At 63.7% G+C, this 11,477-nt stretch carries 11 protein-coding genes; 7 read left to right on the top strand and 4 right to left on the bottom strand.

Annotated elements, in window-relative coordinates; translation table 11 throughout:
- Positions 1-49 precede the first annotated feature (49 nt).
- The 3 genes from CH292_RS10360 to CH292_RS10345 all read left to right on the top strand — a co-directional run bounded on the left by CH292_RS10360 (position 50) and on the right by CH292_RS10345 (position 3,187).
- Positions 50-922, top strand: a complete 873-nt coding sequence (locus tag CH292_RS10360; protein WP_094654642.1) for a MurR/RpiR family transcriptional regulator — start codon at positions 50-52, stop codon at positions 920-922.
- Positions 919-1,770, top strand: coding sequence for a DMT family transporter (locus tag CH292_RS10355; RefSeq protein WP_094654641.1), 852 nt, complete (start codon positions 919-921; stop codon positions 1,768-1,770). The genes CH292_RS10360 and CH292_RS10355 overlap by 4 nt, the downstream gene beginning before the upstream one ends.
- Positions 1,771-2,353: 583 nt before the next feature.
- On the top strand, positions 2,354-3,187 hold the full coding sequence (locus CH292_RS10345) for an adenylate/guanylate cyclase domain-containing protein (protein ID WP_094654640.1): 834 nt from the start codon (positions 2,354-2,356) through the stop codon (positions 3,185-3,187).
- A 3-nt stretch (positions 3,188-3,190) separates the two neighbouring features.
- On the opposite strand, the gene CH292_RS10340 is transcribed toward CH292_RS10345, so the two are convergent.
- Complete coding sequence (locus CH292_RS10340) at positions 3,191-3,730, bottom strand: hypothetical protein (RefSeq protein WP_256977297.1); 540 nt, start codon at positions 3,728-3,730, stop codon at positions 3,191-3,193.
- A gap of 205 nt (positions 3,731-3,935) precedes the next feature.
- On the opposite strand from CH292_RS10340, the gene CH292_RS10335 reads away from it, so the two are divergent.
- Complete coding sequence (locus tag CH292_RS10335; protein ID WP_020112756.1) at positions 3,936-4,553, top strand: hypothetical protein; 618 nt, start codon at positions 3,936-3,938, stop codon at positions 4,551-4,553.
- 65 nt (positions 4,554-4,618) lie between these two features.
- Positions 4,619-4,981, top strand: a complete 363-nt coding sequence (locus CH292_RS10330; protein ID WP_019663310.1) for a hypothetical protein — start codon at positions 4,619-4,621, stop codon at positions 4,979-4,981.
- Between the two features lie 71 nt (positions 4,982-5,052).
- Here the strand turns inward: CH292_RS10330 and CH292_RS10325 are convergent, their stop codons facing one another.
- Positions 5,053-7,287 carry an NADP-dependent isocitrate dehydrogenase gene (locus tag CH292_RS10325; RefSeq protein ID WP_094654639.1) on the bottom strand — a complete coding sequence of 745 codons (2,235 nt, stop codon included), beginning with the start codon at positions 7,285-7,287 and terminating at the stop codon, positions 5,053-5,055.
- 150 nt (positions 7,288-7,437) lie between these two features.
- Positions 7,438-8,823 (bottom strand): serine hydrolase, encoded by a 1,386-nt coding sequence (locus tag CH292_RS10320; protein ID WP_256978010.1) that lies wholly within the window; start codon positions 8,821-8,823, stop codon positions 7,438-7,440.
- Positions 8,824-8,977: 154 nt separating this feature from the next.
- Between CH292_RS10320 and CH292_RS10315 the strand changes: the two genes are divergently transcribed.
- Positions 8,978-9,775 carry a hypothetical protein gene (locus CH292_RS10315; RefSeq protein WP_094654637.1) on the top strand — a complete coding sequence of 266 codons (798 nt, stop codon included), beginning with the start codon at positions 8,978-8,980 and terminating at the stop codon, positions 9,773-9,775.
- A 2-nt stretch (positions 9,776-9,777) separates the two neighbouring features.
- Here the strand turns inward: CH292_RS10315 and CH292_RS10310 are convergent, their stop codons facing one another.
- On the bottom strand, positions 9,778-10,416 hold the full coding sequence (locus CH292_RS10310; RefSeq protein WP_026347465.1) for an isochorismatase family protein: 639 nt from the start codon (positions 10,414-10,416) through the stop codon (positions 9,778-9,780).
- Positions 10,417-10,523: 107 nt separating this feature from the next.
- Between CH292_RS10310 and CH292_RS10305 the strand changes: the two genes are divergently transcribed.
- Positions 10,524-11,471: a GlxA family transcriptional regulator gene (locus tag CH292_RS10305; protein WP_094654636.1), complete on the top strand. Its 948-nt coding sequence runs from the start codon at positions 10,524-10,526 to the stop codon at positions 11,469-11,471.
- Positions 11,472-11,477: the final 6 nt, after the last annotated feature.

The following is an 11,477-nucleotide window of genomic DNA, read 5'->3' as shown; positions in this document are numbered from 1 at the left end:
TTGATACCTTGTCGGTAGCCACGAGCGCACCGAGGAGAGACTCCCGACGATGACACCGCCGACACACCCGTTCGACATGACGAGCCTCCAGGGCGTGATGCGTGCGGTGCTGCCCAGCCTCAGAGCCAGTGATGCGTCGGTGATTCGGCTGGTTCTCGATCAGCCGGAGTTCGTTCAGAACGCGTCGACGGCAGAGGTCGCCGAGCGCGCCGGTGTATCGAACGCAACCGTGGTTCGGGCGGCTCGAGCTGCCGGTTTCTCGGGGTTCAGCGACCTGAAATTCGCAGTGGCTCGGGCGTCCGGCGGGGCAGGAATGTTCGTCCCACCTCCCCGCCTGACCGATGTGACGACACCCAAGGAACTCGTCGATTCGATCTTGTCGAGCCATGTCAACGTCATCGGAGCCGTCCGAGGAACCCTGAACGAGGAAGTCGTGCAGCAGGTCGTGGGCAAACTCGATCAGGCCGAACGGATACTGATATCCGGATCGGGCACGTCGTCGGCCGTGGCCGCGGATGCCGCCGTCAGGTTCACCTCGATCGGACTGATGGTCCAGGCTCCTGTCGATCACCTGTCCACACTCGTCGTCGCCCGCCTCCTCCGGCCGTCCGACATCCTTCTGGCCGTCAGTCACACAGGAATCACGCCGCAAACCGTCGCAGTGGCCGAGGCCGCCCGGCATGTCGGCGCCACTGTCGTCGCCATCACCAGTTTCACGTCGTCGCCGCTCGTCGACGTCGCCGATCACGTGCTCGTCGCGGGTGGCTCCGAGCTCGATTTCCAACTCGCTCAATCCAGCAGCCGCCTGGCACACCTGACCGTCGTCGACATACTCCATGCCGGAGTTGCGTTGGCGGACATGGACCGAACTCGTCGCGCCGAGGCCATCGGCTTCGACACACCGGTCCGAGACAAACGGTGAATCACGCAGCACTCGGGCTGGTCGGTCTCGCCGCGATATTCCACGCCGTGTGGAACATTGCAGCAAAACGATTCACCGGGGACGCCGCCGTCTTCGTGTGGATGTACATGACGGCATCGGCCCTGCTGTGCCTCCCGGTAGCGCTGTTGTTCGGCCAGTGGACCGCATCATGGGCCTTGCTCATCGGCCCACTCGTGACGGCCGTCCTGCACATCGGGTATTCGCTGACCCTCCAAGTCGGTTATGCACGAGCCGATTTGAACGTGGTCTACCCGGTCGCACGCGGCACAGGACCGTTGATCACCGTTGTCGTCGCGGTCACAGTGCTCGGCGAACGCCCTGGAATTCTGCCGCTACTGGGCGGCGTGATCATTCTTCTCGGGATACTCGTCGTGACCGGGTACAAACGTCGCCAGAATGGTTCGGTGTCAACAGGAGTGCTGTTCGGATCCGCAACCGGTGCGATGATCGCCGCCTATACCCTGTGGGATCACTTCTCCGTCGTCACTCTCGACCTGTCGCCGGTCACGTATTTCGCGTTGGCGGTCTCGATGCAATCGCTGCTGCTCACGCCCAAGGTGGTCGGCAAGGGGGCGCAGTTGAAGAGCGCATTCGGGACCTATCGGCGAGAAGTCCTCCTCGTCGGAGCGCTCTCCCCCGCTGCGTACATCCTGGTTCTCGTTGCAATGAAGTCCCTGCCGCTGTCGGTGGTCGCCCCAGCCCGTGAGTCGTCGATCGTCATCGGATCCTTGCTGGCGTGGTGGTTGTTCCACGAAAGCAACCCTGTCCGACGACTGGCAGGTTCGGCCGTCGTGCTCACGGGAATCGTGCTGATCGCCGCGAACTAGAGGTGACGGGGAATATCCGCTTCTGACCCCGGCGTAGTCGGGGTTGAACAATGACATCGTCAGCACACCCTCTTCGAAGACGCCGAATGCGAGCCCCAGCAGCAGTATCGTCGGCCAGCCTCTGCCCGCTCGTCGAGTCGGTTCTCGGATCAGAACTGCGCCGGCGCCGTACCACAGCGACAGCGGCAGAATGAGCGGCAACAGGTACAGCGGAAAGTTACCCAGGAAGTTTCCGCAACTAGCGGGGCGAGGAAGTACAGCCCGATCCCGGGACTACGCACTGTACGCATGCTTCAACGGTGAGCCCGAAGTCGAGACCATGGAAGTGACAGACGTCATGACTCCATTCTTTCGGATGTCACTCGATCACCTCGTCCGCACGATGCGCCCGAATACCTGACCGACGTCCATCCGCTGGTGAGCTTCAGCGGCTTCGTGGCGAGGAAGGACATCGTCGTTGACTGCGTAGATCTCTCCCCTCATAGCGCCCACGAAGCATTGGGCGCAATGTCCGAGGCTGTCCCGCCCGAACTCGAGGGGGGGTGTTTGCCCATAACCGGCAGACACAGACGATGATGTCTGCGTGACCCTGTGGATTGTTGCTGCCGGTGTCGAGCTCGCTGTCATTGTTGCGCTCGGCGTGCTGTTGATCGTGTCGCAGAAGAAGTTGAAGACCACCCGAGCTGCTCTGGACCGAGCACTCGACAGCTCGCCGAAGCGTCGTAAACGTCGTGGCTTGGTGCCGTTCGCGATCCGGACGACGTTCAACACCGCCGATTCGCTGATCAACAAGGGCTTCGGCGCGACGGTGCGTAACTCCGTCGAAGACCTCGCGGGCTGGGCGAAGGTCGAGCGGCCCGATCTCGCGCGGATCGCGGCCGACGGCGACGTGGTGGTCGTGTTTTCCGACATCGAAGGCTCCACGGCGCGCAACGAGGAACTGGGCGATCGCGGTTGGGTGAAGCTGCTGGAACGCCACAACCGGCTGATCACCAAGCAGGTGGAAGGCCACGGCGGCCACGTCATCAAGAACCAGGGCGACGGCTACATGATCGCGTTCACCGATGCAGGTCAAGCGGTGCGATGCGGAATCGCAGTTCAGGAGGCTCTGCAGGAGAACCCGGACAAGTGGGATCGGATCCGAGTCCGCATGGGCATCCACGTCGGCAGCTCGGTGCGCCGCGGCGACGACCTGTTCGGGCTCAACGTCGCGATGGCCGCACGCGTCGCAGGGCAGGCCGACGGCGGAGAGATCCTGATCAGCGAATCGGTACGCGAGAAGATCGGTCGTGCGTACGACATAGTCCTCGCCGAACCACGAGAGGTGCAGCTGAAGGGCATGAAAGGAACCCACCAGCTGTACCCGGTGGAAGTTCCCGCACTTCCTGCGCCGACGACCGTGCGGGAACTCGACTGACCGTCAGGGCACCAACACCACACCGATACCCGGAATGAGGGTGTCCACCCGCGGCGGCCCCCAGTACTCGCGCGAATGAGTCACGACGATGGCAACCGGCCCTGCACCCGTTCTCGCCACCACTTCCGTCGGCAAACCCTCTCCGGTGGTCTCGAGCGGAACGTTTCCGTTCGGAATCGCCGGATCGTACGGCGGCTTCTCGTAACCCGACAGCTCCCAGTGCCGCAGACCCTCCGAACCCGTTGCACCAGTAGCCAGATTGCGCCAATGCACCGTCAGGAACCGATACGGATACTGGGGGTCCCACGCAGCGACGTTCGCAGCGGAGATACTCACGACACCGGGCTCTGCTCCGACGGTCGTCTTCATCGGAATGGTCTGGAACAACCCACCCGGCACAGCACCCGGAGCGATCTGAAAGCCGGTGACCACCGGAACCGGCGTGATGCTGGTCTGCGGCGCCGCGGCAGCCGTGCCCGCACCCAGGACCAGCGAACCGAACAATGCCGTCGTAACCACGGCTCTTCGCAACACTTTTCGCATAACCTCTCCCCTCATGTGAATGGAAATGTAGGCCAGGGCCTACATCTCCACTCACGACACCTTCGCAAAACGGGCGGCAACACGTCTACCCCTACACCGATTCGTGACGGGGTCGTGACGCGAACATCGTTAACGCCCACTCCCGCGGCATCGATTTTCCTGTCGAGAAGGTGCTGCACCCCGCATGCACCGGTGAGGGCTCTTCATGAAGCGTCTGTTCGTCACCACCATGGCCGTCTTCGCGGCAACAGCACTCGCAGCCTGCGGTTCTTCGGACTACCGGGAACCCGACACCGTCGCCGCAGTCACTGCAACGGCGACGCCGAACAGCACCGAAACTCCACTACCCGACAACGAACCTGCGCCCGAGGATCAGTCCACCCCCGGACCGAATCCGGTCACGATTCCGCCGACACCGTCACGCGATGACGTCAACGTCGATGCTCGCGATTTCGAGCGTGGTGACGGCCAGTACTTCTTCCGATCCCCGAGCGAAAACGTGTTCTGCGGCTTCAACTCCCAGAACGCGCCCGGGACGGTCGTGGGCTGCCAAGTCCGATACTCCGTGCCCGGCAGCAGCGGTCGGGAATGTCTCAACACCGAGAACAACACCTACGGAGTGCAGATCCTCGAAGGCGGCGCCGTCGAGCAGATCTGCACCAATCAGGGCATCTTCGTCGCCGACGACACGCCCGTACTGGAATACGGCCAGGTCATCGGAGTAACCGGAACGGTCTGCCGCTCCACCGAAGTCGGAGTCGCCTGCTACAGCGGAGCTGACAGTGGGTTCATGATCTCCCGCGACGTCAACGTGACCTTCTGACCGGGTAACGAGGTTCACCGCGGAGTCGATTCACACAATGTCCCAACGACGATAGGACCGAAAAGTTGATCAAGAAAATCATTGCTGCGTCCGCACTCGCACTGGGCGCCACAGCCCTGGCAGCGACGCCGGCTTCGGCCGACGGAATTTACGATTCACCGTTCACCAGTGAGAACACAGAGCACTACGTCAGCGCATTCGACCCCGCCGCGTACGGTACACGCGGGTCTGACCCGCTCATCATCAGTCCCTACGGAGCCAACCAGCCCATCTACAGTTGGAGTTTCCACGGCCAAGGCCAGACGTGGCAGGTCGATCCGGCCGGCCAGGCACATCTTCTGCGGTCGATCCAACTCCCGGCCGGGTCTTCCACTTACACCTTCCGCACCATTTCAGTCTTCGACCCGTTCACGGTCCTCGACTACTGAACGCATCACTGCGCCATTCACGCTGTCCAGCAGCATGAATGGCGCAGTGATGCCGAACGTCGACTGCGGGGTCAGGCGATGAAGCCGGCCAGAGCTTCGTTGAACGTCTTGCTCGGACGCATGACGGCGGCGGTGGCTTCCTGGTCGGGGAAGTAGTATCCGCCGATGTCTACGGCCGTGCCCTGAGCGTCGTTGAGCTCCTTGACGATTTGATCTTCGTTCTCCGCCAGGGTCTTTGCCAGTGGCTCGAAGTGCTTCGCCAGATCCGCGTCCTCGGTCTGTGCGGCGAGCTCCTCGGCCCAGTACAGGGCGAGGTAGAACTGGCTTCCGCGGTTGTCGAGTTCGCCGGTCGAGCGCGACGGGCCCTTGCTGTTCTCGAGGAGCTTTCCGGTGGCAGCGTCGAGTGCCTTGCCGAGAACCGTTGCCTTGCCGCCTGTCTTGGTGCCGAGGTCTTCGAGGCTGACCGCGAGGGCGAGGTACTCACCCAGCGAGTCCCACCGGAGGTGGTTCTCCTCGATGAGCTGCTTGACGTGCTTCGGAGCCGAGCCGCCTGCACCGGTCTCGTACAGTCCGCCGCCTGCCATCAGGGGAACGATGGAGAGCATCTTGGCGGACGTGCCGAGCTCGAGGATCGGGAACAGGTCGGTCAGGTAGTCGCGGAGGATGTTGCCCGTCGCGGAGATGGTGTCCAGCCCGCGGATGAGGCGCTCCATCGTGTAGCGGATGGCGCGGACCTGCGACATGATCTGGATGTCCAGGCCCTCGGTGTCGTGATCCTTCAGGTACTTGCGCACCTTACCGATCAGCTCGTTCTCGTGCGGGCGGTACGGGTCCAGCCAGAAGACGACCGGCATGCCGGACTCACGGGTGCGGCGCACCGCCAGAGCGACCCAGTCGCGGATCGGCGCATCCTTGACGATGCACAGACGCCAGATGTCACCCTCTTCGACGTCCTGAGTCAGCAGGACCTCACCCGTCGCCAGGTCGGTGATGTTCGCTACGCCACCCTCGGGGACCTCGAACGTCTTGTCGTGCGAGCCGTACTCTTCGGCCTTCTGCGCCATCAGACCGACGTTGGGAACGGTGCCCATCGTGGTGGGGTCGAACGCCCCGTTGGTCTTGCAGAAGTTGATCATCTCCTGGTAGATCCGGAAGAACGTCGACTCGGGGCTGACTGCCTTGGTGTCCTTCGGCCGTCCGTCCGCTCCCCACATCTTGCCGCCGCTGCGAATCATTGCGGGCATGGATGCGTCGACAATGACGTCGCTGGGCGAATGGAAGTTGGAGATGCCGCGTGCCGAGTCGACCATGGCCAGCTCGGGGCGCTTCTCGTGGCACTTGTGCAGATCGTCGATGATCTCCTCACGCTGTGCGCTGGGGAGGGACTCGATCTTGCTGTAGAGATCCGAGAGGCCGTTGTTGACGTTGACGCCGAGCTCCTCGAACAGCTCGCCGTGCTTGGCGAACGCGTCCTTGTAGAAGACCTTCACCGCGTGACCGAAGACGATGGGGTGCGACACCCGCATCATCGTGGCCTTGACGTGCAGAGAGAACATGATGCCCGTCTTGTAGGCGTCCTCCATCTGCTCTTCGTAGAACTCGATGAGCGCCTTCTTGCTCATGAACATGCTGTCGATGACGTCGCCGTCGGTCAGCGACACCTTCTCCTTGAGGACGACGGTCTTGCCGCTCTCGGTCAGCAGCTCCATCTTCACCTCACGGTCGCCGTCGACCGTCATGGACTTCTCGCCGTGGTAGAAGTCGCCGTGACGCATGTGTGCGACGTGCGTGCGCGACGCGGGCGACCATTCACCCATGCTGTGCGGGTGCTTGCGGGCGTATTCCTTCACGGCCTTCGGTGCGCGGCGATCCGAGTTGCCTTCACGCAGAACAGGGTTCACTGCACTGCCGAGACACTTGGTGTAGCGGTCGCGGATCTCGCGCTCTTCGTCGGTCTTCGGGTTGCCCGGGTAATCCGGGATGGCGTAGCCCTTGTCCTGCAGCTCCTTGATGGCTGCGAGCAACTGAGGGACCGAGGCGCTGATGTTCGGCAGCTTGATGATGTTGGTGTCGGGGTCCTGGGTGAGGCGCCCGAGCTCGGCCAGGTTGTCCGTGACGCGCTGGTCTTCGTTCAGGTAATCGGGGAACTCGGCGAGGATGCGGCTTGCGACAGAGATGTCACTGGATTCGACGTTGATCTCGGCCGCGCTGGCAAAAGCACGTATGACCGGCAGAAACGCGTGAGTCGCCAGCATCGGCGCCTCGTCGGTCAGGGTGTAGATGATGGTCGGCTGTTTTGCTGTCATGTTCGCCTTTGCCTCTGTTTCAACGTCGTCTTTTGGATGCGTCCACCTCCAACTTTAAACTTGCCGACGCGAGTCCGTGCGGGGCAGTGTTGGGTACGGCTTAGTTACCCATCGGTAGCCCCCTCGGCGTCGCCGAGCAGGGCCTGCTCGTCACCCCTCGGCAGTGCGAGAACGCAGTTTTCGGTACCCGGCCGCGGATTTTATGACCACAACTACGGTGGCGACGAAGACCGCCGCGAGCAACACCCAGAACGCAACGGTCACGTCCGGCGCCCACAACCACATCGCCGACAACGTCCCGCCCGCCAAAGCCGGGACACCGATCAGGGCGCCGACGATCAGCGCCCCTCCCACCACGACAGCGGCGACGCTCCGAACGATCGCACCCACAGCAGAGCGCTCTCTCGTTCCACGCACGACCGACCATCCCGATGCCGCCAGCAGAGCAGTCGCGAGTCCGAGCAGGGTGCCCAACACCGCCGGCGCCATCGACGACGGCAGATCCGACGCGGACCCGTCGAGCACCTGAGTCGTCACGTTTCTGCCGACGGCCGCCACACGCTCGGCCTCGATCTCGCCATACCGGTTGGTGGCCAGCACGATTGCGCGGTCCTCCCCCGGCACCAACGCGACGTAGGTGTAGTAGCCGGGCACCGCACCCGAGTGCCACCACACGTCGTGACCATCGATGTCCTCGTTGTACAGACCGTCGCCGTACGCCGTGCCGTGACCGGTCTCGGCCACCACGGGATCGCCCAGGTTGTCCAGCCGCCACGACGCGTACCGGCCGAGGTCCTCGATCGTCCCGGCCAGGTATCCGTAACCGAGCCCCGCCGAATCCACGCCCACGTCCACCGACCTGGAGGTCCCGAAGAACGGAACGTGACCGTCCGGGACGGCCGCGGTGAAGGCGTCGGGATCGGTGATGGTGCCCGACGCGCCCGCAGGATCGAGAACGTACCGGCGGACGGCATCCGCATACGGCCCGGCGGAGACCTGCTCGACCACGGCCTGCACGAGCAGATAGTTGAGGCTCGAATACCGGAACGTGCCTCGCGCGCCCATTCCGCTCGGTTGCGGTATCGACGCCAGAACATCCGACGCGGATTCCCGACGGGTCCAGTCGTCGGTGACGGAGACGTCGTGCGGTAGCCCACTGGTGTGACGAACCAGGTCACCGACGGTGACCTGCGGGTCACCGAGCAGGTGCTCGGCCTGCGGCAGGACGTCGACGACGACGGTGTCGTTCTGGAGAAGGCCGTCGCGCGCCAGCCCTCCAACCGTGGCTGCCGCGAGCTGTTTCGACACCGAACCCCACACGAAGGGGGCGCCGGCATCCGGCCCCGACGAGGCGTCGTCGACGAGCCCGTCGGAATCGACGATCTGCACGGAGATACTCGGCGCCCCGATGTCCGAGGCCCATCGCTCGACCTGTTGCTGCAGTGAGGGCGGCGGATCAGCGTGGGCGAACATCGTCGCCCCGGAGGCCACCAGGAGGAGCAGAACTACCAGGAACCCACGTCGAACAGCCGTCACCGCACTCGCTCCCACCCGAAGTCGTTTGCCCCTCGAATCTTGACGGCGTAGCAATCCGAGCGCAACCCTCGGCCCACCCAGTGGGCCCGCACCCGTCGGACCAGCAGTTATCATGGTTCGGATAGTTCAAAACTTGTCCAGTTCAGGAGGCCTCATGATCGAGGACCCTGACTTCGACACGGAAGTGAACACGTCCTGGACAGTGTTCGCTGCCCGCCTGGGCCGGTATCTCGACGGCATGCGCGCACCCCAGACCCTCACCCTTCTGTCGGACTCGGTCTGGCAGGTGAGCGGACTGTCGGTGGTTCTCGCCAAGGACCGTGACCTCGTCGACGCGGTGGCGCACGTCCCCAGGTCGCTACTCGACGCACGCACTGCGGAGGAGCGAACGACCCTCGCGTACGCCCGGTGGCGCGCCAGCCCCGCCCGGTCGCACTCGGACGGCACGGAGCTCAGGATCAGCGGCAACGGCACGCCCATTGCCCGCACGGTCATGACACTGTTCCGGGATTTCGGACGGATCAGCCACCCATCGTTTCTGGCGCTCGACGCCACCGGCGCTTCGCCGGGTTGGATTCTCGACGGAAGCCGGGCCCGAACGGACGACGATCTGACCTCGCGTGTGTTCGCCGTGCTGGGACCTGTCGCCGTGGATCGCCTCGTCCGCGACGCGCACATCCGAGTACTCGACGACGAGGCCGTCGTCGAGTACTCGGCAACCTACACCGGGGAGCCGCCCACACCTGCGTCGATACTTCGGTTGGCAGAATCGTGGCCCGACATGGCATTTCGCGTCTCGCCCGACGCGGTTGCCGTGGTGGCGCGCGTCGATTGCTCTCCGTTGGTCGAGGAACACCTGGTCCGAAAAACTCGTATGTTCCTTCGATTTCTCGACGAGGCAGGCGCCCGCTTGACGAACCGCGAATCACGGAGCGCAAGCCGTCGACGCTGAGGTCACTCTCCTCCGAAAGTGTCGTTCCCCTGGGCTGCGGACACGACCAGGTTGTTCGCGGTGAGGCTCGATCCGGACTTGACGGCCTCGATCCAGTCCGACGTCGACGCCACCGCGGCGAAGTTGGACTGATAGAGCACCATCAACGTGCTGTGCAGATCCTCTGCCGACACCGTGCCGGCCTCGTTCGCGAGATTGATCGCGCCGGTGGCGTCGGAGAGGATCTCAGCGCTGACATCGAGCGCCTCCGCACCGGCTGCCGTGGCCAGGTCGCAGTTGTTGGTCATGTATCCGACGATCGTGATCGTGTCGATCCGGTTGGCTGTCAACCACTCCGCGACGGAGGTTCCCTCGAACACGCTGCTGAACTTCTTCTCGACGCGTTCGAACGTAGGTTGTACCAGCGCAGCGATCCGCGGATGGAGTTCCCAGGTGGGTGTGCCCTTGACGAATGCGGGCGACCCTTCCGGCATCTCGTGCTGCACGATCGCAACCGGAATATCCTGCGAGGCAGCAACTTCGATGGCGCTGGCAATGTTGGCCAGCGACTCCTCGCGCGGTGGGTATTGAATTTTCAGTACACCGTCGAAGTACTCCTGCTGGACGTCGACGACGATCAGCGCGCGGCGTGGTGCAGTCATGGTCATCCTCCTCGTGTTGGGTAGCTCCGATTCTTCAGCCTGATTCTTGCGCCGACGAGTGGCACGGATGCATACTTTCGATGACTTTGCGCCACAGTTGGAGGGGTATGAAGATTGCGCTGTACGCATTCGATGGAATCACCATGTTCCATCTCGCCGCGCCGCTCATGGTGTTCAGCGAGGTCACTCGACTCGACGAGGCGCAGGACTGGCAAACGCGCGTGTGGTCGGACGATGCACAGCAGGTAAGGACGGCCGAGGGCTACTCGTTGGGTGACCTCGCGGGACCCGAGGCAATCGAATGGGCGGACATCGTGATCGTCCCGTCCTGGCCGGTGTCCCTGCCGCCTGTCGACGTCGAACTCGGCTCACGCATACGACAAGCTCATCGGCGCGGCGCAGAGGTCGCCGGACTGTGCCTCGGCTCCTTTGCGATTGCCGACACAGGCATCCTCGCGGGCCGCCCGGCCGTCACGCACTGGACCAAGATGGCGGAACTGCAAGCGAGGACCACCCAGACACAACCCGACTCCTCGGTGCTCTACGTGGACCACGGCGACGTCCTCACGTCGGCGGGAACCGCGTCGTCGATCGATGCGTGCCTGCACATCGTCCGCAAGCACCTCGGATCCGCCGCGGCCACCTCCGTCGCGCGCAGCCTCGTCGTCGCACCCCACCGCGAGGGCGGTCAAGCCCAGTACATCGAGCGGCCCGTCACGCACGCCGAGGACACGACCATCGCCGACGTACTGGAGTGGGCTCTTGCACGCCTGCACGAGCCCCTACCGATCAACCGGCTAGCCGAACGTGCGCACATGAGCCGGCGGAGCTTCATCCGGCAGTTCCAGTCGGCAACCGGAACCACGCCCGCACGGTGGGTGCTGGATCGACGCCTCGACGAAGCCAGGAGCCTGCTGGAGACGACGACGAAATCCATCGACGACGTCGCGACTGCCTGCGGATTCGGCAGCACGGTGACCTTTCGCCAGAACTTCGCTTCGGCGTTCGCGGTTGCACCCACGACATACCGAAAACAGTTCGCCCCCAGGCGGTAGCGGGCT

Source organism: Rhodococcus sp. 14-2470-1a (genome assembly GCF_002259425.1).
GTDB classification, from domain to species: domain Bacteria; phylum Actinomycetota; class Actinomycetes; order Mycobacteriales; family Mycobacteriaceae; genus Rhodococcoides; species Rhodococcoides fascians_E.
The sequence above is the reverse complement of the archived record's forward strand: the minus strand, read 5'-3'. Positions and strand labels throughout refer to the sequence as shown.